Annotated in this window: 20 protein-coding genes; 12 read left to right on the plus strand and 8 right to left on the minus strand. The window is 43.6% G+C overall.

All coding sequences use genetic code 11. From position 1 onward, the window contains the following. Nucleotides 1–11: 11 nt before the first annotated feature. The 5 genes from G3569_RS01025 to G3569_RS01045 form a co-directional block, all read right to left on the minus strand. Nucleotides 12–2,288 (minus strand): ATP-dependent helicase, encoded by a 2,277-nt coding sequence (locus G3569_RS01025; protein WP_165265177.1) that lies wholly within the window; start codon nucleotides 2,286–2,288, stop codon nucleotides 12–14. Nucleotides 2,289–2,397: 109 nt separating this feature from the next. After that, the gene (locus G3569_RS01030; protein ID WP_165265179.1) at nucleotides 2,398–5,103 is read right to left on the minus strand and encodes a valine--tRNA ligase; all 2,706 of its coding nucleotides are present in this window, start codon (nucleotides 5,101–5,103) and stop codon (nucleotides 2,398–2,400) included. Nucleotides 5,104–5,236: 133 nt separating this feature from the next. Further along, complete coding sequence (gene rsmB, locus G3569_RS01035; protein ID WP_165265181.1) at nucleotides 5,237–6,559, minus strand: 16S rRNA (cytosine(967)-C(5))-methyltransferase RsmB; 1,323 nt, start codon at nucleotides 6,557–6,559, stop codon at nucleotides 5,237–5,239. A gap of 197 nt (nucleotides 6,560–6,756) precedes the next feature. Continuing rightward, nucleotides 6,757–8,079, minus strand: a complete 1,323-nt coding sequence (locus tag G3569_RS01040; RefSeq protein WP_165265183.1) for an APC family permease — start codon at nucleotides 8,077–8,079, stop codon at nucleotides 6,757–6,759. Between the two features lie 42 nt (nucleotides 8,080–8,121). Further along, the gene (locus G3569_RS01045) at nucleotides 8,122–8,892 is read right to left on the minus strand and encodes a methyltransferase domain-containing protein (protein WP_205719969.1); all 771 of its coding nucleotides are present in this window, start codon (nucleotides 8,890–8,892) and stop codon (nucleotides 8,122–8,124) included. A gap of 458 nt (nucleotides 8,893–9,350) precedes the next feature. Here G3569_RS01045 and atpD point away from each other — a divergent pair, with 458 nt between their 5' ends. Together atpD and G3569_RS01055 are read left to right on the plus strand one after the other, a co-directional pair. Continuing rightward, the gene (gene atpD, locus G3569_RS01050; RefSeq protein ID WP_205719970.1) at nucleotides 9,351–10,850 is read left to right on the plus strand and encodes a F0F1 ATP synthase subunit beta; all 1,500 of its coding nucleotides are present in this window, start codon (nucleotides 9,351–9,353) and stop codon (nucleotides 10,848–10,850) included. A gap of 9 nt (nucleotides 10,851–10,859) precedes the next feature. Further along, nucleotides 10,860–11,279, plus strand: coding sequence for a F0F1 ATP synthase subunit epsilon (locus tag G3569_RS01055; protein ID WP_165265187.1), 420 nt, complete (start codon nucleotides 10,860–10,862; stop codon nucleotides 11,277–11,279). A gap of 347 nt (nucleotides 11,280–11,626) precedes the next feature. Here G3569_RS01055 and G3569_RS01060 read toward each other — a convergent pair whose 3' ends face one another. From G3569_RS01060 to G3569_RS01070, 3 genes are read right to left on the minus strand one after another with little or no spacing between them, the layout of a single operon-like run. Beyond that, nucleotides 11,627–13,978, minus strand: a complete 2,352-nt coding sequence (locus G3569_RS01060) for a penicillin-binding protein 1A (protein WP_165265189.1) — start codon at nucleotides 13,976–13,978, stop codon at nucleotides 11,627–11,629. After that, nucleotides 13,978–14,760, minus strand: coding sequence for a UDP-2,3-diacylglucosamine diphosphatase (locus G3569_RS01065; protein WP_165265191.1), 783 nt, complete (start codon nucleotides 14,758–14,760; stop codon nucleotides 13,978–13,980). The genes G3569_RS01060 and G3569_RS01065 overlap by 1 nt, the downstream gene beginning before the upstream one ends. Before the next feature lie 13 nt (nucleotides 14,761–14,773). Continuing rightward, a complete protein-coding gene (locus G3569_RS01070) occupies nucleotides 14,774–15,793 on the minus strand; it encodes a polyprenyl synthetase family protein (RefSeq protein ID WP_165265193.1) in 1,020 nt (339 codons plus the stop codon). A 149-nt stretch (nucleotides 15,794–15,942) separates the two neighbouring features. Here G3569_RS01070 and G3569_RS01075 point away from each other — a divergent pair, with 149 nt between their 5' ends. From G3569_RS01075 to fabF, 10 genes are all read left to right on the plus strand, one after another. Continuing rightward, complete coding sequence (locus tag G3569_RS01075) at nucleotides 15,943–17,229, plus strand: glucose-6-phosphate isomerase (RefSeq protein WP_165265195.1); 1,287 nt, start codon at nucleotides 15,943–15,945, stop codon at nucleotides 17,227–17,229. Nucleotides 17,230–17,235: 6 nt separating this feature from the next. Further along, nucleotides 17,236–17,904, plus strand: coding sequence for a deoxynucleoside kinase (locus tag G3569_RS01080; protein ID WP_165265197.1), 669 nt, complete (start codon nucleotides 17,236–17,238; stop codon nucleotides 17,902–17,904). A 46-nt stretch (nucleotides 17,905–17,950) separates the two neighbouring features. Continuing rightward, the gene (locus tag G3569_RS01085) at nucleotides 17,951–18,466 is read left to right on the plus strand and encodes a YceD family protein (protein WP_165265199.1); all 516 of its coding nucleotides are present in this window, start codon (nucleotides 17,951–17,953) and stop codon (nucleotides 18,464–18,466) included. A gap of 24 nt (nucleotides 18,467–18,490) precedes the next feature. Beyond that, nucleotides 18,491–18,670, plus strand: coding sequence for a 50S ribosomal protein L32 (gene rpmF / locus G3569_RS01090; protein WP_165265201.1), 180 nt, complete (start codon nucleotides 18,491–18,493; stop codon nucleotides 18,668–18,670). Between the two features lie 21 nt (nucleotides 18,671–18,691). After that, complete coding sequence (gene plsX / locus G3569_RS01095; protein WP_165265203.1) at nucleotides 18,692–19,675, plus strand: phosphate acyltransferase PlsX; 984 nt, start codon at nucleotides 18,692–18,694, stop codon at nucleotides 19,673–19,675. 13 nt (nucleotides 19,676–19,688) lie between these two features. After that, entirely contained in the window at nucleotides 19,689–20,681 is a 993-nt protein-coding gene (locus G3569_RS01100) for a beta-ketoacyl-ACP synthase III (protein ID WP_165265205.1), read from the plus strand. A 4-nt stretch (nucleotides 20,682–20,685) separates the two neighbouring features. Continuing rightward, nucleotides 20,686–21,573 (plus strand): ACP S-malonyltransferase, encoded by an 888-nt coding sequence (fabD, locus tag G3569_RS01105; protein ID WP_165265207.1) that lies wholly within the window; start codon nucleotides 20,686–20,688, stop codon nucleotides 21,571–21,573. Nucleotides 21,574–21,633: 60 nt separating this feature from the next. Beyond that, the gene (gene fabG, locus G3569_RS01110) at nucleotides 21,634–22,383 is read left to right on the plus strand and encodes a 3-oxoacyl-[acyl-carrier-protein] reductase (protein ID WP_165265209.1); all 750 of its coding nucleotides are present in this window, start codon (nucleotides 21,634–21,636) and stop codon (nucleotides 22,381–22,383) included. 139 nt (nucleotides 22,384–22,522) lie between these two features. Then, entirely contained in the window at nucleotides 22,523–22,759 is a 237-nt protein-coding gene (locus G3569_RS01115; RefSeq protein WP_165265211.1) for an acyl carrier protein, read from the plus strand. 23 nt (nucleotides 22,760–22,782) lie between these two features. Next, complete coding sequence (gene fabF, locus G3569_RS01120) at nucleotides 22,783–24,027, plus strand: beta-ketoacyl-ACP synthase II (protein ID WP_205719971.1); 1,245 nt, start codon at nucleotides 22,783–22,785, stop codon at nucleotides 24,025–24,027.

The raw sequence follows: 24,027 nt of genomic DNA on the forward strand, positions 1-24,027 counted from the left end.
ATAGGTATGTTTTAACCGATGACCTGGAGTTTTGCTACTCTCAGCATCAAGGTTTTACGACCCCGGCCTTTAAAGAAGACTACAACTTTTGTGCGTTCTCCTTTACCACTTCGACTGATAATCTTTCCGGGCCCAAATACATCATGCTCTACTTTGGCACCTACCTGGAAAGGGTCTTCATCTGGGTTATCGTAGTGTATCTGGGTATTATTAGATGATCGATTATTTTTATTGTAGAGTGGTTTTTTCCAGTCGTATTCTACCTTTGTATTACCGTTGTTGGAGCTGCTTTTGTCCTTATTATTTTTTTTGCCTAAAAAGCGTTCTTTATCCTGTTTTATTGAGGATCCGGTTTCAGTTCGCACAACATCAGAACTGACCTCATCAAGGAACCGGGAGCGTAATTTACGCTGCTCTTCGCCGTACTTATATCGGCTGCGACAGTGACTAAAGAATAACTGTTCTTCGGCCCGGGTTATTGCCACATAAAACAGGCGACGCTCTTCTTCAATATTAACCTCTTCGTTGTTGCGGCTGCCTACCGGGAAAAGTTCTTCTTCAAGTCCTACAACGAAGACAACTGGAAATTCGAGTCCCTTTGCAGCATGTACAGTCATCATGGTAACGGCCGGCTTTTCCTCATCATATTTATCAGTATCGGTGATAAGGCTGATTTCCTGAAGGAAAGCACTTAGCGTTGGATTGTTATTATTCTTTTCGAAATAGGAGATCGCATTTTCCAGTTCCAGGATATTTTCACGACGGGTCATCGCCTTGGGCGTATTTTCCTCAACCAATGCTTTCATATATCCCGATCGCTCCAATAGTTTCTTTGTCACGTTAATAAGCTTCTTGCCACTGGCAAGATCCTGTTTAAGCTCATTAATCATCGCAACAAACTCTTTAACACTGTTTTCTGCCGGCTTATAAACATCGGCCTCTTCAACATTTTCAAGGATACGCCACAGCGATTGGTTCGATTCACGCGCTTTGGCCATCAGGTCAGAAAGAGATTTATTGCCAATACCGCGCGAGGGTTCATTGATAATCCGCATCAAGTTGGTGTCATCGTCGGGATTTATCAATAGCGTTAAGTAGGCCAGTACATCTTTAACTTCTTTACGCTGGTAGAATGAAAGTCCGCCCACCAGCTGATAGGTAATACCTTTACGCCTGAAGGTCTCTTCAAACACGCGACTTTGGTAGTTCGTACGATAGAGTATCGCAAAGTCACTGTAATCATATCCTTTGCGGGCCTTCAGATCCCGAATATAATCAGCTACACGATTTGCTTCATCACGTTCGTCATAATTATCGAGCACGGTAATGGTTTCGCCCATCCCGTTATCGGTCCACAGTGTTTTATCAAGCTGCTGTGAGTTATTTTTGATAATCGAATCGGCGGCCTTTAAAATAGCTTTGGTAGAGCGGTAGTTCTGTTCAAGGGGAATCTTTACCGCTTCTTCGTAGTCATTTTTGAAGTCGAGAATATTACGAATATCGGCACCGCGGAAAGAGTAAATGCTTTGGGCATCGTCACCGACTACACAGAGGTTTTTATACTTGTTGGCCAGCATATTCGTAACCTTATACTGGGCGTGGTTGGTATCCTGGTATTCATCAATAAGGATATACTTGAAGCGATCCTGGTACTTTTCAAGAACATCTTCATGCTCATCGAACAATTCAATCGGTTTGATGAGCAGATCATCAAAGTCCATAGCATTATTCTGCTTTAGCCGCTCTACATAAATGCCATAAATTTTTGCTGTAATATCGTCCAGCGTACTGTGGACAAACTTCTGATTATAGTGGTCCGGTTTAATAAGCTCATTTTTGGCATCGCTGATGCGCCGCTGGATAATGCGGGGTTTTACCTCTTTGGGATCGTATCCCTGCTCTTTAAGAATCTGTTTAATCGCATTCTTCGCATCATCCATATCGTAGATGGAATAGTCGGAGGTAAATCCAATTCTTTCTGCTTCATAGCGAAGTATCTTAGAAAACACAGAGTGGAATGTTCCCATCCACAGCTTTTTAGCTTGGTCGCCGATCAACTGCTGAATACGCTGCTTCATCTCTCGTGCGGCCTTATTGGTAAAGGTGAGAGCAAGGATCTCATTAGGAGCAGCTTTCTGTTGCTGAATGAGATAAGCAATACGGTAGGTGAGTACCCGCGTTTTACCACTGCCGGCCCCGGCAACGATAAGGAGGGGACCTTCGCTGTGGCGAACAGCACGTTTTTGCTGCTTGTTTAAATCATGAATAAAATCCGGTTCCTTGGGCATAGGTATTTCTGAAATATTTTTATAGAACGTGAATTAAGTATATGAAGCCAGCACATACATCATTTGATTCAACTGAATAGTATGTGCTCGCTTGTCAGACTGTGCTGTTCTATTGGTCTAATTCTTCTAAATTGGCACGAAGTTTCTCGAGATTGGTCTCGGTATCTTCTTTCTTTTGTCGTTCGCGCTGCACTACTTCTTCGGGAGCATTGTTGACGAATCCGTCGTTGTTGAGTTTGCCTTCTACAGACTTAAGAAATCCTTCCAGACGGTCAATCTCTTTTTGGATTCGTTCTCGTTCTTTATCAAGATCAATAAGTCCTTCCAGAGGTACAAATAATTCTGTGCCCTCGATAACGGCAGAGGCAGATTTTCCCGGTTTTTCAAGCTCTGCTTCTGCTTTAAAGGTTGCGATAGCCTGTAACTTATGGAAGATCCATTCGTTCTCATGAAGGGCTTTAGCTGTTTTTTGATCTCTGGCCTTAATGATCAGATTGATATCATCTTTCGGGCTTAATTTAAACTCAGCCCGTATATTTCGTATTGCTGATATCATTTTCTGGATAAGGGTAAACAGAGCTTGGTCCGAATCTGACACAGCCTGTTTATCAAATGCGGGCCACGAAGAAACGATGATTGCGTCCTCATTATTACGGCGCTCTCGAATGTGATGCCAGATCTCTTCGGTAATAAATGGCATAAAAGGATGCAGAAGCTTCATCAGCTTTTCAAAGAAGTTGAAGCCGCGGCTCAGGCGTTCTTCCGGAATATTAGCACCCGGTTCGTCAGCTTTAATCAGCTCAATGTACCAGTCACAGAAATCATCCCAGATGAGCGAGTAGATCTTATGCAGGGCCTCGTTGATACGGAACGATTCCATGTCTTTATTGATGGCATAAATCGTTTCATGGACACGGGAAAGCATCCAGCGATCCACGAGGTTATCTTCATCAATCTCAAGGGTTTCAGAAATTGTTGTCTCTTCACTACGGTTCATAGAGAGGAACCGGAAAGCATTCCAGATCTTGTTGGCAAAGTTTCGGCCTTGCTCACAGAGCTGTTCTTCGAAAAGCAGGTCGTTTCCTGCGGGGGAGGAGAACAACATTCCCACCCGAACACCGTCGGTGCCGTACTGCTCCATCAACTTGATGGGATCAGGAGAGTTACCCAGTGATTTCGACATCTTTCGACGCTGGCTGTCGCGGACAATGCCGGTATAGTAGACGTTGCTAAAAGGTTTTTCGCCTTCAAATTCATAGCCGGCAATGATCATACGAGCCACCCAGAAAAACATAATCTCGGGTGCTGTTACTAAGTCTTGCGTGGGGTAGTAATACTCCAGCTCTTCATTGGCTTCGCCGGTGCGAATAAATTCTGGGTCAAAAACGGTGATGGGCCACAGCCATGACGAAAACCATGTGTCTAATACATCTTCATCCTGGTGGATATCATCTTTGCTGAGATCTGCATTGCCGGACTTCTCACGGGCTTTTTCAATTGCTTCATCTTCCGTTTTCGCAACTACGTAATCCTTCTTGCCATCCCCGTAATACCATGCCGGGATGCGTTGGCCCCACCAGAGCTGTCTGGAGATACACCAGTCGCGGATATTCTCCATCCAGTGATTATAGGAGTTCTTAAATTTCGAAGGATGAAACTGGATATTGTCGTTCATTACATTTTCTTGGGCGGGCTTAGCAAGCTCATCCATCTTGCAGAACCACTGCAGCGAAAGGCGGGGTTCAATGATGGCATCGGTACGTTCAGAATATCCAACCTTGTTGGTCATCTCTTCAACATCAACAAGCTGTCCCGATTCTTCCAGGTCTTGAATGACAAGATCACGGGCTTCAAAACGATCTGTTCCGATAAAATACTCGGCCTCTTCACTGAGCGTTCCGTCAGCATTGAGCATATCAATGATATCAAGATTGTGCTTTTGCCCAATTTCATAGTCGTTTTCATCGTGGGCAGGCGTAATTTTCAGGCAGCCGGTACCGTACTCCATATCCACATAATCATCGGCGATAATAGGTACTTCTCGTTCAACCATCGGGATGATAGCCGTTTTGCCAATGAGGTCTTCGTAACGTTCATCTTCGGGATTAACACATACGGCGGTATCGGCAAGAATGGTTTCGGGACGAGTGGTAGCAATGGTGACCCATTCGTCGCTGTCTTTAATCTTATAACGGACGTGATAAAGCTTGGACTGCTCTTCGCGGTGGATGACTTCTTCATCTGAGAGTGCCGTTTGGGCTTCGGGGTCCCAGTTAATCATGCGCTTACCGCGGTAGATATAGCCCCGATCGTAGAGTTCAATAAAGCAATCAATAACGGCTTCATAAAGATCATCTTCCAGGGTAAAGCGCGTGCGCTCCCAATCACAAGAGGCCCCAAGCTTACGCAGCTGTTGCAGGATGATGCCGCCGTGTTCGTCGGTCCAGTCCCAGGCGTGTTCTAAAAACTCTTCGCGTGTTAAGTCTGCCTTGGTGATGCCTTCTTTTCGCAGCTTTTGAACCACTTTGGCTTCGGTAGCAATAGAGGCGTGGTCGGTACCGGGAACCCAGCAGGCATTTTTCCCCTGCATACGGGCACGGCGTACCAGTACATCCTGAATGGTATTGTTGAGCATGTGCCCCATATGCAGTACGCCTGTGACGTTAGGAGGCGGTATAACGACTGTATATGATTCTCGATCATCGGGTTCAGAGTGGAAAAAACCGTTATCCTCCCAGAAGCTGTACCATTTGTCTTCAATGCTGCCGGGGTTAAAATGTTTTGGGATGTCTTGAGAAGCCGTGGATTTATCCAAAATTAAAGAAACCTTTTTACGAGTTTATGTTAACAGTATTTAAGATCGGGAAGATACGAAAAAGGAAAGAAGATGTAGAGTGATCCTTAGAAATCACTCTACATTATGTGAAGTAAAATATTTAAGCTGTTTGTTATTTCACACGCTTCAGCAATACACCAAAGTGACCGTCACAGTTGTGCTTGTGAGGCAGCGTTTGGTAAGCAAGCCCGCCGTGTGCCATAATCTCTTCGGGTACGTAACCTTCTACCGATTGCATTTCAAAATTATCGTGGCGATCCAGAAAGTTCATGACCTGTTCCATATTTTCTTCCTCTTCGAGCGAACAGGTACTGTAAACGAGACGTCCGTCTTTTTTAACCATCTTGGCAGCGGAATCTAAGAGCTTGGCCTGAAGTTCAATAGCATTTTCAAGACCCTCTTTGTCACGACGCCAACGCAGGTCGGCACGCTTGCTGAGGACACCGGTTCCGGTACAGGGTGCATCAAGGAGTACGCCGTCTGCTTCATCATCGAGTTCCAGTTCGGTCACATCAGCTCGGCGCACCCGGATATTTTCAGCGTGATAGGAAAGCGCACTTTGTGCCAGGTTATCCAGACGTTCAGAAGAAATATCTACAGCTAGAATATCACCTTCACCGTTCATCAGGTCAGACATGAGAACACTTTTTGTTCCCGGTGCAGCACAGAGATCGTAAATTGATTCTTCGGGCTGCGGGTCCAACAAGTATGGTGCAAAGCCTGCAGCAATATCTTGAACCTGACAAAATCCTTTGTTGAGCCATCCATTAGAAATAAAAGGTGCTACGCTTTCAACCTGGAAGTAGCCGGGCAGCCAGTCGCTCTCCTGGAATTCTATATTATTCTTCTCCATCCGCAGCTTAAAGTTCTTGGTCTTGGTGCGGAGGTTGTTGGCCCGGATATAATAGACCGGCCGTTGGTTGTTGGCCTGCATCAACTTAAAGGCCTCACGTTCACCAAAGCGATTGGTCCAACGTTCTACTAACCATTCGGGGTGCGAAAAGGTAGTGGCAACCAGTTTGGTACGATCTTCAAAATCAGGCTTTGGAAGGTTGTCAATATCGCGCTGGAGGTTGCGTAAGATAGCATTGGTAAGGTCACCTGTACGTGATCCCAATTCGTACTTTGCAATCTCAACAGATTCATTAATAGCCGCATAGTCGGGGGTACTGTCCATAAAAAGCATATCGTAGACGCCCAGTCGTAAAATGTTCTTAAGGCTGGACTTCATCTCATCTATCTTGACGTTGGAGAATTGGTCAATCAAAAAGTCGAGATAACTGCGACGCCTTAAAATATTTTGAACATATTCGCGTACTTCGGCACGTCCACGCGATTCAAGTCGATCCGCTTTTGCGTAATTGAGAACATTGTTCTCATCAAATTCTATTAATATTTCTACGCTGACAGTACGAGCAGATGCTTCAGTATCCAATGCGATATCCTTTTTAGGGTTAAACTTTGAGTATTACAATAAGGTTTTCGGGCCTTCATCATTCTGAGTATTTAGCCCAATGCTGCTGATGTAAAATAATAATGTTTGCAGGTCGAACAGGTTGCAAAAAATACGGGATTAGGAGGGGAGTTGCTAATGGATAATTGCCAAATTTTTGATCTGGCTAGTATATGTTGTTATTCTGATGATGAATAGCGTTGTGAAAAAAAGTAAAATGGAGATCCAAGCAGTAATATCCCTATGCCCAGCAGGGCACCCCAGCCGGTGAAGACAATACTTGAATACAGTAGATAGGCACAGACTATTATAAAGATAATGGGAGTAAGAGGATACAGTGGTACACTGTAGTAACGGTCACGAGAGTTTGGTTGCCTCCTGAAAATAAATAGGGAGGCGGTAGTGAGTAAAAAGAAGAACCAGAATACGGGCGCGGTGTAGTCGACCATTGTAGAAACAGCTTCTTGGGTAAAGCTACCAAGAATAACGAGCCCGATTGTGATTATACCTTGAACGATAAGGGCATTGACAGGAGCATTGCTGGTATCTGTCCATCGCCCGATAATTTTAAAGATGGGGAAGTCACGCCCCAGGGCATAGTTTGTCCGAGCCCCGGTTATAATAGTAGCATTGGCTGTAGAGAGGGCCGAAAGTATTACTAGTATAGCTATGGCATATGATCCGTGCCCACCGGTAATCTGGTTAATTAAGGATACTCCAATGGTATCGGAGTTTCGCAGGCTTTCAAGCCCCAATACGTGCAGATATGCGCTGTTAACAAGCAGGTAAATTATTGTTATGGTTCCCAGCGCAATTATTAGTACACGGGATATATTTTTTCGGACGTCTTTGAGTTCTGCCGAAAGATATACGCCCTCATTCCATCCGCCGTAGGTGAGCAGTACAAAAATCATAGCTGTGCCTACAGAAGTGGAGGCAGGGGTTTCTGGTACCTCAGCAGATGCGGGAGCTGACAAAAGGCCCGTAAAACCGGCAACTAGCAGTAATCCTATGATGAGGGTCGTTGCTATCGTTTGCATATTTTTTGAGGGGCGGGTACCTAAAATATTGATAACTGTGAGTCCAATAACGGTACAGCCTGCATAAATCGCTTCGCTGTTGGGGCCAAGGTCATAGATGACCGTAGCATAGTCTCCCAATATGAAGGCGGCCAGTGCAATAGACCCGGTTTGGATGACCGTCATACGTCCCCAAGAGAATAGAAATCCTATACCGGGACCGAATGCTTCACTTAAAAAGTGATATTCGCCTCCGGCATCCGGATGGTTTGCTGCCAGTTCTGCGTAACATAAGGCGCCGAGAATAGAGATAAGTCCCCCGGCTAACCAAAAGCTAAGATACTCGATGCCTGAAGCTGAATTTTGGGCAACCATTGTTGGGAGGCGAAAAATACCAATTCCTACTACTATGCCTACGATTACTGCAATAGCACCAATATTGCCGAAAATGGGTAGGGGGCGGCCCGAGTTATTTTTTTCCATCAGTTACATACTGTGATTAATTTGGAGTAGGTATCGAGCTGTTTATTTTTGCCTGTTGGGTTTCCAATCAGATAGGCTTGTCTTACTATTAGTGTGAACCTGCATGATGCCGTTAATATTATTGCCTTCTACTCTTCCGCTAAAGATAAAATATTTACTACTATCAGTAGCCCGTATTGAAATTCTGCGACCGTTTATATGAGCACTTTTAATCTCGTAGGAATAGCCACTATTGTCTTTTAGCTGTACATTAATTTTTTGAAACTGTTGAGATATCTTCATTGAAAATTCTTTTTCAGCGACAGACCATTGCCAGTTTCCTTCAACCTGGGCCGGTACCACCCAAAAAAAGATATTATGCGTGTGACTGCTCCCTTCAATCTTAAAAGCTTCTTGTTTATCCGGCTTCCAGCTGCCCATATCAAAACTGTGCGATACTACTTTGGTGCCGGCCTCGAGTGTTTGTAGCAGTTTAGGGCGTAATTTTTTGTTCAGCGACGGTAACAGGTACATCGTTATGACGGAGGCGTTGCTGAAATCTGTTTTGAAGATATCCTCTTCTACAAACATTATTTGCTTATCTACGCCTTTTTCCCGGGCATTGGTACGTGCTTCTTTTATACGTTTGGGATCAAGCTCAACGCCATGACCGCTGGCCCCGCGTAACGCAGCGGCAATAACGATGCGACCGTCGCCGGAGCCCAAGTCTATTACATAATCGCCGGGTTGTACATCGGCAACTTCCAGCATCCTGCTTACAACCTTTTTGGGCGTAGAGACATATGGCACGTCCAGGTCTTGAGCTTCTGCCATGGTGTTAAAAAACAGAAATATAAACAGTAAGAATAGCCTTCGTGAGCAGGAAGATGAAATATTGTTGACAGGTTTGTAAAGATATAATTTCATAACCTCACTCTTTTATATGTAGATAAATAACAGATGGTGTGCATCAGTACCTGGAAACAGGTTAGTAAATTATTGATAAGGAGGGTAAATTCCTTAAAAATGTAGGGTATGAATATTGTTGCTCTAAATAAAGAAGGTATTGAGTGCTGCAGGCAAGAGAAGTTTTTTTGAGCCCGAAGCCCAATCGGTTTTTATCTGATTAGATAAAAAACAATTTCTTTTCTCGTGCATAATTCAACCTGTGATTCCTTTTGCCTTTTCCCCGGAAAAATCCTACCTTTTGCCACTTCCAGAACTATGGAATAATGCGCTATTAAAACGTAAGAAATTATCAAAACTTAACCCTTTACAATCGAACATAAATAATGAAAAAAGGAACCGTTGCCCAAGTGATTGGTCCGGTTGTGGATGTCGATTTTGATCAGGGAGACATTCCTCCGGTGCTCAATGCACTTTATATTGAACGAGAAGACAATTCTAAACTCTATCTGGAAGTTGCCCAGCATCTCGGCGAAAATCGTGTTCGTACGATTGCGATGGACTCTACCGATGGCTTGGTTCGTGAAATGGAGGTCGTTAATACCGGTGCTCCTATTTCTATGCCCGTTGGTGAAGACATCCGTGGACGAGTATTTAACGTTGTTGGTGAACCTATTGACGGTATTAAGCCGCCAAAAGGTGATCGCAGCTATCCTATCCACCGATCTGCACCCGATTTTGAAGATCTGGCAACATCTACTGAAATGCTTGAAACGGGTATCAAAGTTATTGACTTGCTTTGCCCGTATGCTAAAGGTGGTAAAACAGGACTTTTCGGTGGTGCCGGTGTAGGTAAAACGGTTCTTATCCAGGAGCTTATTAATAATATTGCGAAGGGACACGGTGGTCTTTCAGTATTTGCCGGTGTCGGTGAGCGTACTCGTGAGGGTAATGACCTTATCCGTGAGATGCTCGAAGCTGACATTATTGATTACGGAGAAGAGTTTAAAGAAGCATTTGAGGATGGCAAGTGGGATCTGAGCAAGGTTGATATGGATGCCCTGAAAGAGTCCAAAGCTACTTTCGCATTTGGACAGATGAACGAACCACCGGGGGCTCGTGCTCGTGTAGCACTTTCCGGATTGACTCTGGCTGAGTATTTCCGTGAAGAAGTTTCGCGAGATATTCTGCTCTTTATTGATAATATTTTCCGATTTACCCAGGCAGGTTCAGAGGTGTCAGCACTTCTGGGACGTATGCCTTCTGCGGTAGGGTACCAGCCAACATTGGCTACTGAAATGGGGGACCTTCAAGAACGTATTACTTCTACTAAAAACGGTTCTATTACATCGGTACAGGCAGTATATGTACCAGCCGATGACTTGACTGATCCTGCGCCGGCTACCACTTTTGCTCACTTGGATGCTACGACAGTATTGAGTCGTGCATTAACACAGATTGGTATTTATCCTGCTGTAGATCCGTTGGATTCTACTTCTCGTATTCTCGATCCCCACATCGTAGGAGAAGAGCACTACGAGACCGCACAGCGTGTAATTGAGATACTACAGAAGTACAAAGACTTGCAAGATATTATTGCAATTCTGGGTATGGATGAGCTTTCTGATGAAGATAAAACTGTTGTATCTCGCGCACGGCGTATTCAGCGATTCTTGAGTCAGCCGTTCTTTGTAGCTGAGCAGTTTACTGGTCAACCTGGTAAGTATATCAGCGTTGATGATACGGTTAAAGGCTTTAAGAAGATTCTCGACGGTGAGCTTGATCACTTACCTGAGAAGGCATTCTACATGGTTGGTACCATAGAAGAAGCTGAAGAGAAAGGCGAAGAGCTATTAGCTGAAGAAGAAGCCGAAGCCGCAGAATAGAGGTAATCCATGACTAGCTTTAAAGCACAAATACTTACTCCGGAAGGTTCTTTGTTTGATGAAGAAGTGACCGGAGTTCGCGTGCCCGGAGAAATGGGCAGTTTTGAGATTAAAACGCTTCACGCTAACATTATTTCTTCACTTGAAGTGGGAGAAATTCTTGTTCGCAAAGCAACCGGTGAAGAGCAGCAATTTGCTGTCACCGGCGGCTTCGTTGAAGTGGTTGATAACAAACTAACATTACTTGCTGAAGCTGCAGAACTGGTAGAGGAGATCGATGTAGAGCGAGCTAAGGACGCCAAGGAGCGTGCCAAGGAACGCCTCGAAGCCGACGACTCTGATATCGATAAGGAGCGAGCAAGAAAGGCACTCAAACGTGCTGAGAACCGGCTTAAGTTAGCTGCTGATTTTAGCGTAAGCACGCAATAGTAGTTAATACTGTTTTGATAATTTCTGAAAGGCAATCTCGAGAGAGGTTGCCTTTTTTATTTATGAGCCTAAATAGCAGGAGTAATCGTTTGGTGTACGGGCAAGACCGTCGCTGTCGGTTGGGCTGGCTAAGGGAGCAATCCTGACGGCTAAAAGACCACGGGCATAAGAGAAGAGTAAGCAAGCTTGAGGATGAAATCTGATGGATAAGAAGGGAATCAGATTCAAGATACCGGATAAGGGAGAGAAGAGGCAACAGAATTAACAACCACCACAAATCTCACCTCTCATAGCCTCACATCTCATAGTCTCACATCTCATATCTCACAATCTCAATACTCAATCAATCACCATCCAATACGACCGGTTCCGGTGTCTTTATTTCCTGTGCTGTCGGGATCTTTAGGCATCACAAAGCCCGGCGGTTGCTCAAAAGAATCGTAACTCCATGGAGCTTTAGGATCGTCAGAAGCCAAATTTATAAACTTACCAACAATAGGCAGTGCCGAACGCGCTCCTTGTCCAATATGGGTATTTTCGGGAAATCGAATCATCCGGTTTGCACCGCCTACCCAAGACCCCATTACCATATGGGGCATCATGCCGACAAACCAGTTATCAGCACTGTTTTGAGTCGTACCCGTTTTCCCGGCAACATCTTGGCGTACGTTATAGACATTACGTAGTCGAACACCTGTTCCATAGTAACCATCTCCGCCTTTAATAACACCGCGCATCATATCAACCATCATATAGGCCGTTTCCGAACTTATGACTTCATCTCTGTATTCCGGGCGATACTTTTTGATGACGTTACCTTCCTTGTCTTCAATGCGCGTAATAGCAATAGGATCGATATGAACTCCTTGGTTGGCAAAAGTCGTATAGGCACTTACCAGCTCCAGCAGGGAAACCTCTGCCGTACCGAGTGCGATAGAAGGGTAAGCTTGAGTATCAGAAAGATCAATCCCCATATTTGTCGCCATTTGCTTTATTTTGCGTGCTGCAGGTATGAGATCCTCATATTTATTGGTATTGGGATTTCCCGCAAGTTCTGGTAATAACCGAATTGTTACGTTATTTAAGCTACGGGCCAGGCCTTGCCTCAATGGAATCATTTTTGGTCCTGAGGGGATATGAGGATCTGTGGGTTTCCAAGCCTTGCCGCTGCGATCATAAAATACACTCGGGTATTTAGAAAATTTGTGGTAGGGTTTGTAGCCGTTATCAATGGCTACAGAATACACAAACGGTTTAAAAGTAGAACCGGCTTGACGTTTCGACTGATACACATGATCAAACTGCACATCACCGTAGTTGGATCCACCTACCCAGGCAAGGACATTTCCGTTATTGGGATCAATGCCCACAAAACCCGCTTCCAGACGAGTTTTAGCACGCTTTACCGAGTCGAGGTAAGCACTGTCGGCCATTAAAGAATCAAAAACGACCGATTCCTGGTCGGTATCATATTTCGAAAAGGAATTTTTATAACGATCGGTATCGCGAATAAATTCGCGCAAAAATCGTGGATGTTTTTCCCAGAATCGTTGCATGTATTTACCATTTTTAATAGCTCTTTTACAGGTAGATATTGGAGCATTACCTGTGGTCCATTCACATTCATATTTTGTCTGGATAGAATCGAGTTTGGTGCGCAGGGCCTGTTCGGCATAACGCTGCAGTCGGGAGTCAATAGTGGTGTAAATACGAAGACCATCGGTATACAGGTCATAACCATTTTTCTTTGTCCATTTATCAACCTTCTTGCGAATATACTCTCCAAAGTAGCGACTTTCCTGTCCTGCTTTTGAAGGGGGATGATAATCTAATGCTATAGGTTCTTCGCGGAGCTTGCTGTATACCGCATCACTGATAAAGCCTCTTTTGTTAAGCAAATAAAGTACCGTATTCCGGCGATTCTTGGAGTTTTTGGGATTTATTCGTGGGTTGTATAGGTAAACCCCTTTTAAAGAGCCTATAAGCGTGGCTGCTTGTGATATAGTAAGATCTTTGGCCTGTTTCCCGTAATGGGTTTGTGCGGCAGACTCAATGCCATAAGCGCTATTGGGAAACTGCACGGTATTGAGGTACATCTCAATGATTTCTCGTTTGGTATAGTTTTGTTCCAGCTGTATAGCGGTAAGCATCTCCCGGAGTTTTCGGATGATGGAAAACTCTCGTCCAATTTTTTTGTATAGGTTTCGGGCCAGCTGCTGGGTGATGGTAGATCCGCCTTGTATGCGGCCATTGATTAAGTGCCAGGGCACAGCAAGTGTACGAATCATATCAATGCCCCAGTGATTGTAAAATCGATGATCCTCGGTTGCTACCAGTGCATCAACAATATGGGGAGACATCTCTTCGATAGGGGCATAGGTGCGGTTTTCGGTATAATATCGATCAAGTACTACCCCATCGCGACTTAACAGTTCAGAGGCGATGGCAGTTTTGGGATTTTCAAGCTGTTGTATGGAAGGGAGTCCCTGCATCAGGTAAAGGGTAAAGCCCGTAAAGCCAATAATAAAGACGCCAACAACGATGCCCGTCCATTTTAAAATGTTATTTTTTGTTTGACCCCATATCCAAGAAGCTTCTTCTTTTTTAGAGTCATCATTGCCTTTTTGGCTTTTTTTACGACGATATTCCGGATCGTTGAAATACCGATCCATTTCATTTTCGTAATCTGAGTTACTCATCAATTGTGTTGTTCAAATGGTTGTAGAGACTGCAGTTGCGGCACCCAAGAAACGAGAGACATAGAACTATTATTATAATAGACCATTGTTCGATGCCGGTAAAAGGTACCCAAATTTATATAGGTTCCGAAGTCAAATTCTTTTCGTCGAGGTATATGGTCATGCCCACACAAAATGATATCAATTTCGGTGCTCTCTAGTGTGTTGCGTGCCCACTTGTTTAACTTTAATTCTTTCTCTGGGTTCCATTCCAATAAACGGGTAAGTCGGGAAAAATATTTCATAATTGCGATACCCAAGCGAGGAGGAAGCAAGTTTTGAAACAGGGAAATAAATCTATCAGAGCGTAACAGCCGGTGCAGAGAGGGGCGGGGGAGTTGCAGCATACCATCAGCAAGGCCGTCCCCATGAAGGGTCATCACGAGGTTGTCATTAATTTGGATCATTTTATGTTCATGCTCGAGCTGGAATCCCAGGTCACACAAATAATCGCGTGTCCAGTTATCATGGTTACCTGTAATAAGTAGAGTAGGTCCCATATCGTTATTAAAAGCAGAAAATCGCTCTAGTACTCTTTTTCCTACATTAGGTACGGTATCGGGATACTCCATCCAGTAATCAAAAAGGTCGCCCAGTATGGCAATACCAATCTGGTTGCGCTGACAGTAATTAATAAGCTGGATTAGCTCCGATTCAATACGATCATTGGTGGAGTCCGAAAATCCCCCAAGATGTGCATCAGAGAGAAAGATCATCGGCTGTTCAACGGTATAAGTATCCATGTGCCGGGAGGCGTTATTTTTTACGCTCAATAATAAACTTGATAAGATCTTCAAAAGATGCCCGGTCCTCGGATGCAGGAAGGTCGGAGAGCGCTTCAAGAGCACGGTTCGCATAATCATTCATGATAGACCGAGCATATTTTACGCCTCCTTTATCGTGTACAAAAGAAACAATTTTATCAATATCAGATTTCTTTTTCCGACGTTTACGCATCAGGTATCGCGCCCTTACTTTTTCCAGGGTAGAAGCATTGTCGAGAGCCTTAATAAAAGGAAGAGTTACCTTGCGTTCCTGAATGTCATTTCGTTTGGGTTTGCCAATATCGTTGACACCATAATCAAAAATATCATCTCGGATCTGGAATGCAATGCCGGTCCATTTGCCGATATTGCGCATTTTTTCATGCATTTGGGGATCGTCCGTCGTGGAGATAGCACCGCATTCACAGCAGGAAGCGATGAGACTGGCAGTTTTTTCAGAAATTACTTTAAAATAGTATTCTTCATCCATATTAAAGAGGCGAGCGGCTTTGAACTGGCGCAGTTCCCCTTCGCTCATTTGCCGTACAGCCTCGGAAAGAACTTTCAACAGTTTATATTCTTCATGATCCAGTGCAGTAAGCAAGCCCTTGGAAAGCAAGAAATCTCCCAGTAAAACCCCCGCTTTATTGTTCCAGACTTTATTAATGCTCAGGAATCCGCGTCGTACTTCCGCCTCATCCACAACATCGTCATGGATAAGCGTAGCAGTGTGCAGTAACTCAATCATCGTAGCCGCCACATAACTCCGCTTGTTGACCTCGCCAAATAGGCGAGCCGACATAAATACAAGGGTAGGGCGGATCTCTTTACCTTTCTGCCGAAGTAGATATTGAACAACTTTATCTAAGACCCACACATCAGTACGCAGTGCTTTCTTATAGAAAGTACGGAATTCAGATAAATTACCTTTGACGGGAGCGGTAATATTCCGAAGCGTTTTCTTCTGCTTGCGTTTAAACTTAGTTGCTTTTTCTAGCTGTGTGTCAATCATGAAGCATTTTGGATCACTTAGGTATTGGGGCCGAAAATAAAAGTTGAAATTTAGTAATTATTCAGGTTTTATACCCCATCAATTCTGAAAGCTGATAACAGCTACTAATATAGAGTTTGAATAGTAATTTCTAAATAGTGTAATCGATAATGATTGAGCTTGATATAAGTAGAGCTAAAGCGTTTTTAAGCAATGCTGAGTTCGACGGAGGTCGAAAAAAAGCATCTGAGGCACTTAAAACGGTAGAAAAGCGAGATGGCGAAGGTGCGGAATGGTTAGGGTGGAGAGATCTGCTAAGTGATCCGAATGATGCAATTCTTGAGCAACTTCATAGTTTGGCTACAGCAATACGAGAAGAAGCTGATATTTTTATCGTTTGTGGAATCGGTGGTTCATACCTCGGTGCGCGCGCAGTTATCGATGCACTGTCATCATTTTTCGGAAATAAAGGTCCGGAAATTATTTATGCCGGTCATCATATGAGCGGACAGTATCTCGAAGAATTATTAGAGTACCTGGCAGAGCCCAAGGCAGATGGCAAGCCTAAGAGTGTGTATTGTAATGTGATATCGAAGTCCGGAACTACGCTTGAGACGGCACTCTCTTTTCGATTTATCAGAAGCTGGATGAGTGATCAGTATCCGGATTCGTTGCAAGATCGAATAATCTGTACTACAAGTGCCGAAGGCGGTGCTCTCAATAAGCTGGTTGATGAATACGGCTTTCAGAAATTTGTTATCCCCGACAATGTAGGAGGGCGTTTTTCGGTACTCACACCGGTAGGGTTGTTACCCATTGCTGTGGCAGGTATCGATATTCGTAGCCTGTTTTATGGGGCAGTCTCAAAATTTGAAGAATTAGAAGAAGATCCGCAATCTCTGCTTAACTACGTTGCGGTGAAGCATGCGCTATACCAAAAGGGGAAAACGGTAGATGTGCTTACCTCTTTTGAGCCACAGCTTGAATCGTTGGGCGGATGGCTCCAGCAATTGCTGGGTGAAAGTGAAGGTAAAGACGGAAATGGCATGTTCCCAACCGTTGCCACTTATTCAACGGATCTGCATAGCTTGGGGCAGTTTATGCAAGATGGCGCCCGAACGGTAATGGAAACATTTATTACAGTAGAAGAAACCACGGGTACCTTAATAGTAGATGAGGCAGATCAAAATAATGACGGGCTCAACTATCTTGCCGGTATGAGATTGCACGAAATTAACAGAGGCGCATTTGAGGGCACAATTCAAGCCCACGTCAAAGGGGGAGTCCCCTCTGTGGTCGTTAATTTAGAGAAATTAAATGCTCAACATCTCGGTGAGTTTATTTATCTTTATGAGCTTTTCACGGCCGTCTATTGCTATAGTTTGGATGTCAATCCATTTAACCAGCCGGGCGTCGAAGATTATAAAAGTGAAATGTATCAACTATTGGGAAAATAACAGGGTATGTCAATAGACAAGAAAATAAAGCAGCCAGGAACCAGTCCTTCAGAAGACCTACAGTTTATTGCCGTTGCAGGTAATATAGGGGCGGGAAAATCATCGCTAACCGGCTTGCTGGCCAAGCACTTTGGATGGAAAGCATTTTATGAATCGGTAGATGATAATCCGTATTTATCCGATTTTTACGAGGATATGCGTCGCTGGAGCTTTAATTTGCAGATCTACTTTTTGTCCAGTCGTTTTCGTCATCAAAAACAGATGTTGGAACAGGAGGGGCGTTTTGTACAAGATCGAACGATTTATGAAGATGTTGAGATTTTTGCAAAGAACCTGCACAACATGGGATTAATGAGCGATCGGGACTTTGCAAACTATGAAGCCCTCTTTGAAGAGATGACAGACTACCTGGAACCGCCGGGCCTTTTAATCTATATTCGCGCGCAGGTTTCAACTCTGGTTGATCAAATTCAACAGCGGGGCAGGGACTATGAAAACACAATTCGGATCGAATACCTGGAACGACTCAATCAGTTATATGAGGATTGGATCGACCGTTATCCACATGAAAAGCTTATTATTGATACTGATGACCTCGATTTTGTAAATAATAAAGAAGATCTGGGACAGATTATTGGCCTGGTAGAGCAGCGACTATTTGGGTTGTTTAATTGATTGCAGGTAAACCCAATTATTCATATTTTTGCTAGCTATTACGGATATGTCAAAACTTGAATTTAACATAGTAGAAATACCTGAAGGAGAAAGTCGACGAACAGTCGCACTCTCCGATGAAGATCTTGACTTATCTCCGCATACTTTTGTCGGGGGTCAGGTAGAGATCCTATTTTACCGTACGCTTCATTTTATTCGGGTTAACTTCCACGTTAGTTCTGATATTGAGCTAACATGTGATCGTTCGTTAGAACCATATATTCAACCCATAGAATCTGACTATGAAGTTGTATTCAAGGTTGATGTGAAAGAGGAAAAGGAAGATGAAAATGGGGCGGTAAGGCGCTTTAATTTCTCTTCGAACTCTCTGAGTATTGAAGACGAAGTCCGTGATACTATTTTTCTGAATGTTCCTGTTAAAAAATTGCATCCCAAGTTTATTGACGACGAAGGGAAGCCAAAAGATTTTGAGACAAAATCTTTTGGGGATACAGAAGAAGATGATGACGATTCCGAGATTGTAGATCCTCGGTGGAAAAAGTTGAAAGAATTAAAGAATTAACAGCAATATTACCACTATTTCATAATGGCACATCCTAAACGACAACATTCTAAATCCCGACAAGGGAAGCGTCGCTCTCACCATAAGATTGGAGAGCCTACATTAGCTGAATGCGAAAACTGTGGTGCCCTGCATCGCTATCACCATATCTGTAAAGAGTGCGGTTTCTATCGCGGCCGCCAGGTTCTTGATGTGAACAAATAACTTTAGCTAAATTCCTATTTCATGATCATTGCTGTAGATGCCGCAGGGGGCGACTACTATCCCGAAAATCCGGTTAAAGGTTCTATTCAAGCTCTTGACGAGATGGCTGAGTTAACAGTTGTTTTATTAGGGCCTGAAGATATAATTGAACAGGAGCTATCAAAGCATGAATACGATGAGCAGCGCCTCTTGGTGCAGCATGCTCCTGATATAATTGAGATGGATGAGTCCCCGGCTCAAGCTGTAAAGAGCAAACAAAACTCTTCTATAGTATCTGGAATAGGGATGCATAAGGCCGGCAAATGTAAGGCATTTGTAAGCGCCGGAAATACCGGTGCTTTACTTGCAGCTTCAACTTTTCTGCTTGGAAAGCTTGAAGGCGTAAGTCGACCTACCATTGCAGCAATGTACCCTACGGTAAAAGGTCTGCGTCTGCTACTCGATGTAGGGGCAAACCTTGAAGTGCGTCCTGAAATGTTAGTACAGTTTGCCCAGATGGGCAAAATATTTGTCAGCGAAATAATGGATATCGAAGATCCCCAAGTAGGCCTTCTGAATGTCGGTGAAGAAGAAGAAAAAGGAACCGGCGTGTTAAAAGAAGCCTATAAAGAGCTTCAGGCTCTTCCTGATTTTGTGGGAAATGTAGAAGGGCGCGATATCTTTTCCGCTGAAGCCGATATCTTTCTTTGTGATGGCTTAGTAGGTAATATTTTACTCAAGTTCGGTGAATCAATACCGGATGCACTCAATACTTTTGTTAAGAAAGGAATACAACAATTGGAGCTTGGTGCTGAAGAAGCCCAGCTCGTTGGAAAAGTATTGAAGGCTTCGCTGGCCGAATTTGACTCTGATCGCATCGGGGGCGTACCATTCCTTGGCGTTGACGGTGTAAGTATGGTAGGGCACGGCAGCAGTTCACCTCTGGCGATAAAAAATATGATATTGAATGCCGCGAAATGCGTGGATCACAATATCAATGAAAAAATTGTAGCATCTCTTAAATAAATAACCCCTTTACATGGCTGAAGTAAAACGAGCAGCGATTACAGAAGTAGGCCACTATTTGCCTGAAGACAAGTTGACTAATCATGACTTGGAGCAGATGGTGGATACCAATGATGAATGGATTCAAACAAGAACTGGTATTAAAGAACGTCGGATTTTAAAGGATGACGACAAGGCCACTGCTTTTATGGGAGCAGAGGCCGCTAAAGAAGTACTTGATGAACGCGGAATCTCGGCTGATGAGATCGATGTCATTATTTGTGCTACCGTTACCCCGGACTATCTTTTCCCGGCAACAGCTTGCTTGATACAAAGCGAAATTGGAGCAACTAATGCCTATGCATTTGATCTTTCTGCAGCTTGTTCCGGTTTTCTTTTTGCACTGTCTACCGGTGGGAGTTTCATTGAGTCAGGAAGAGCCGAAAAAGTATTGGTTATCGGCGCCGATAAAATGAGTTCTATCGTCGATTATACCGATCGCTCTACTTGTATCCTTTTTGGGGATGGAGCCGGTGCGGTATTACTTGAAGCATCAGAAGATGGAAATGGTATTGTAGATTATATTAACCATTCTGAAGGTGATACCGGGCTTGCATTATATCAGCCGGCGGGAGGAAGTTTAAACCCTGCTACCGAAGAAACAGTTGCCGATCGATTGCATTACGCCAAACAAGACGGACGTACGGTCTTTAAGAAGGCCACAGTTGGAATGGCGGATGTTTCTACTGAGATTTTGAAGAAAAACAATCTTACTGCCGATGATGTTGATTATTTGGTGCCTCATCAGGCAAATCGCAGAATTATTGATGCCACTGCTAATCGCATGAACTTAGACAGCGAGAAAGTGATGGTCAATATTGATAAGTACGGTAATACTACGGCAGCTACTATTCCGCTTTGCCTGTATGATTGGAAGTCAAAACTAGAAAAAGGAGATAATTTAATTTTAGCTGCCTTCGGGGGTGGATACACCTGGGGCGCAATTTATCTAAAGTGGGGAATGTAATAATATGAGTTCAGCTTATCTTTTTCCGGGACAAGGAGCACAATCTGTTGGTATGGGCAAGACCCATTACGAACAGGACGAAACATTTGCATCTTATGTAGATCGGGCCAATGAGATACTCGGTTTTGATCTCAAAGAGATTATGTTTGAAGGGCCTAAAGAGAAATTGAAGCAGACCGAATATACGCAACCTGCTATTTTCCTGCATTCAGTAGCTCTCTATAAAAAGCTGGATGCCAATCCCGATATGGTTGCCGGCCACAGTCTGGGTGAATTCTCAGCACTGGTGGCATGTGGGGCTGTAGACTTTGAAGATGCCCTTAAGATCGTTCGCCGACGCGGTGAGCTGATGCAGCAAGCCGGTGAAGAAAATCCGGGAACAATGGCGGCCGTTATCGGTATGGATGATGATATTGTAGAACGTATCTGTGAGCAGGCAACCGAAGAAACCGGTAAAGAGGTTGTTGCTGCTAATTATAACTGTCCCGGGCAGCTGGTTATTTCCGGTGATGCTGATGCTATACAAAAAGCAGTTGACTTGCTTAAAGAGGAGGGATGCCGCTTGGCGAAAATACTTGAAGTAAGCGGTGCATTCCACTCATCATTGATGCAGCCGGCCTATGATGGGCTTAAAGAGAGTCTGGAAGCCTTGGATATTTCAGAGCCCGACTGTCCCATTTATAGCAATTATACGGCAGAACCGACTACCGATCCTGAAGAGATTCGTTCTAATTTGTTGAATCAATTATTGAATCCGGTACGCTGGACACAGACACTTAAAAATATGCACAAAAACGATGCAGAGTCTTTTATTGAAGTTGGACCGGGCAAGGTGCTGCAGGGACTGGTAAAACGTACCCTTGATGATGTAAAAATAAGTGGCCTTCAATAAATAAAATTATTATTGTAGAATTCTTTTGTACTCTGCTGTAGAATCTTAACATTTATTATTATGAATTTATCACTTGAAGGAAAGACAGTATTAGTAACCGGCGGGAGCCGTGGTATTGGACGCGCAATTGCATTGATGTTAGCTGATAATGGCGCTGATGTAGCTATTACATTCCGAAGTTCTGTAGATGCTGCTGATGAGGTAAAAAAGCTGATCGAAGAGAAAGGCCAAAGAGCCAAAGCAATTCAGGCCGATGCAGTAAACTTTGACAGTGCCCAAGAAGTTATTACTGAAATCACCGAAGACTGGGAAAAGTTGGATGTTCTGGTCAATAATGCCGGTATTACAAGAGATAATCTAATCCTGAGGATGAGCGAAGAACAGTGGGATCAAGTTATCGATACTAATTTGAAAAGTATTTTTAACTACAGTAAAGCCGTAGCCAAGCCGATGATGCGAAATCGGGGAGGCTCAATAATTAATATCAGTTCTGTTGTTGGGATTTCAGGAAATGCAGGACAAAGCAATTATGCGGCTTCAAAAGCAGGCCTTATTGGATTTACGAAATCATATGCAAAAGAATTAGCTTCTCGGAATATTAGAGCTAATGTTGTGGCACCCGGTTATATTACCACCGAAATGACGGATGAACTGGATGAAAAAGTATTAGAGTCTATTAAAGAAGAGACTCCACTGGGCAGGGCAGGTGATGCTGATGAAGTAGCATCGACAGTTTTATTTTTAGCCTCTGACTTAAGTGAGTACATTACTGGCGAGACCATTCGCGTAGATGGTGGTATGGCCATGTAAAAAGAGTAAGTTACTCTTTTACGAATAAGAAATTGAGAAGTGTATTTTTATCTATTTAAATTGTATTTTCTGCCCATGCTTTACGAAAGTAGGCAGAAACAATTTTTTAATTAACTCGAAAACAAGTTAAATACAAATTATGTCACAAGACGTCGAAGCAAAAGTAAAATCAATTATCGTTGACAAATTAGGTGTTGATGAATCAGAAGTTACTCATGAAGCTAACTTCACAAATGATTTAGGTGCTGATTCACTTGACACTGTTGAGCTGATCATGGAATTTGAGAAAGATTTCGATATCAGCATTCCAGACGAAGATGCAGAAAATATTGCAACAGTGGGTAATGCTGTTGAATATCTACAAGACAAAGTATAAAATTTACACGCTAAATAATTAGCATGTCGAAACGTAGAGTAGTCATTACCGGAATTGGTGCCCTTACCCCTGTAGGTAAGACGGCACCAGATTTCTGGAATGGATTAATTTCAGGAAAGAGTGGCGCTCAACCTATTGAGCACTTTGACACATCAGACTTCCCAACCAAGTTTGCGGCCCAGATCGAAGGGTATGATCCAGAGGATTACTTCGATCGTAAAGAGGCACGCCGACTGGATAAGGTTTGTCAGTATGCATTAATTGCTGCTGAAGAAGCTATCCAGGATACGGGGTTAGATCTTGATGGTATCAATAAGGATGATGTTGCCGTAATCGTGGGAACCGGAATTGGAGGTATGATTACCTTCTATGAACAATCCGTATCTTTCCATGAACACGGACCGCGTGGGGTATCGCCATTCTTTATTCCTAAACTCATTCCAGATATGGTAGCGGGGCAGATTTCAATTAAGTATGGTTTTAAAGGACCAAACTTTTGTGCTGTTTCTGCTTGTGCTACAGGTTCTCATAATATCGCCCTGGCTTACGATTCAATTCGTAACGGGCAGTGCGATATGGCAGTTTCAGGCGGTTCCGAAGCCCCTGTTTCCAGAATCGGGGTAGCCGGCTTTAACGCCATGCGCGCAATGTCTACTCGTAACGATGATCCTAAAACAGCATCGCGACCTTTTGATAAAAACCGAGACGGATTCGTTCTTGGTGAAGGGTCTGCAATTTTGTTTTTAGAGGAATATGAGCATGCTAAAGAGCGTGGTGCTCAAATTTATGGCGAAATAGTAGGATACGGCTTTTCAGCTGATGCTCACCATATTACTGCTCCTGATCCCGACGGAGAGGGCGTGATATTGGCACTTAATCGAGCACTTGATTCTGCTGGTATCAAACCAGAAGAGGTTGATCACATTAATATGCATGGTACATCAACACCTTTAGGTGATATCGCCGAGACCAATTCCATTAAGAAAGTATTTGGTGACCATGCCTATGAGATCAATCATAATTCTACAAAGTCGATGACAGGACATGCCTTGGGTGCTGCAGGTGCAATGGAGGCATTAGCAACCATACTTAGTACCTATCATGGTATGATTCCACCAACTATAAATTTTGAGACTCCTGATCCTGATTGCGATCTCGATTATACATTTAATGAATCAGAAGTTCGGGATGTAAAATATGGCTTGAACAATGCGTTCGGCTTTGGTGGTCATAATACTACACTCGTGTTCAAAAAATTTGAAGAATAA

Origin of the sequence: Fodinibius halophilus (assembly GCF_011059105.1) — a bacterium.
Classification (GTDB): Bacteria; Bacteroidota; Rhodothermia; order Balneolales; family Balneolaceae; genus Fodinibius; species Fodinibius halophilus.

Excerpts from the sequence above, each read along its gene's own strand:
- G3569_RS01065 (WP_165265191.1), bottom strand. The coding sequence starts at position 14,760 with ATGGATACTTATACCGTTGAACAGCCGATGATCTTTCTCTCTGATGCA.
- G3569_RS01115 (WP_165265211.1), top strand. The coding sequence starts at position 22,523 with ATGTCACAAGACGTCGAAGCAAAAGTAAAATCAATTATCGTTGACAAA.
- plsX (WP_165265203.1), top strand. The coding sequence starts at position 18,692 with ATGATCATTGCTGTAGATGCCGCAGGGGGCGACTACTATCCCGAAAAT.
- G3569_RS01055 (WP_165265187.1), top strand. The coding sequence starts at position 10,860 with ATGACTAGCTTTAAAGCACAAATACTTACTCCGGAAGGTTCTTTGTTT.
- G3569_RS01025 (WP_165265177.1), bottom strand. The coding sequence starts at position 2,288 with ATGCCCAAGGAACCGGATTTTATTCATGATTTAAACAAGCAGCAAAAA.
- atpD (WP_205719970.1), top strand. The coding sequence starts at position 9,351 with ATGAAAAAAGGAACCGTTGCCCAAGTGATTGGTCCGGTTGTGGATGTC.
- rpmF (WP_165265201.1), top strand. The coding sequence starts at position 18,491 with ATGGCACATCCTAAACGACAACATTCTAAATCCCGACAAGGGAAGCGT.
- fabD (WP_165265207.1), top strand. The coding sequence starts at position 20,686 with ATGAGTTCAGCTTATCTTTTTCCGGGACAAGGAGCACAATCTGTTGGT.
- fabG (WP_165265209.1), top strand. The coding sequence starts at position 21,634 with ATGAATTTATCACTTGAAGGAAAGACAGTATTAGTAACCGGCGGGAGC.
- G3569_RS01040 (WP_165265183.1), bottom strand. The coding sequence starts at position 8,079 with ATGGAAAAAAATAACTCGGGCCGCCCCCTACCCATTTTCGGCAATATT.
- G3569_RS01045 (WP_205719969.1), bottom strand. The coding sequence starts at position 8,892 with ATGGCAGAAGCTCAAGACCTGGACGTGCCATATGTCTCTACGCCCAAA.
- G3569_RS01080 (WP_165265197.1), top strand. The coding sequence starts at position 17,236 with ATGTCAATAGACAAGAAAATAAAGCAGCCAGGAACCAGTCCTTCAGAA.
- G3569_RS01070 (WP_165265193.1), bottom strand. The coding sequence starts at position 15,793 with ATGATTGACACACAGCTAGAAAAAGCAACTAAGTTTAAACGCAAGCAG.
- fabF (WP_205719971.1), top strand. The coding sequence starts at position 22,783 with ATGTCGAAACGTAGAGTAGTCATTACCGGAATTGGTGCCCTTACCCCT.
- G3569_RS01085 (WP_165265199.1), top strand. The coding sequence starts at position 17,951 with ATGTCAAAACTTGAATTTAACATAGTAGAAATACCTGAAGGAGAAAGT.
- G3569_RS01060 (WP_165265189.1), bottom strand. The coding sequence starts at position 13,978 with ATGAGTAACTCAGATTACGAAAATGAAATGGATCGGTATTTCAACGAT.
- G3569_RS01100 (WP_165265205.1), top strand. The coding sequence starts at position 19,689 with ATGGCTGAAGTAAAACGAGCAGCGATTACAGAAGTAGGCCACTATTTG.
- G3569_RS01075 (WP_165265195.1), top strand. The coding sequence starts at position 15,943 with ATGATTGAGCTTGATATAAGTAGAGCTAAAGCGTTTTTAAGCAATGCT.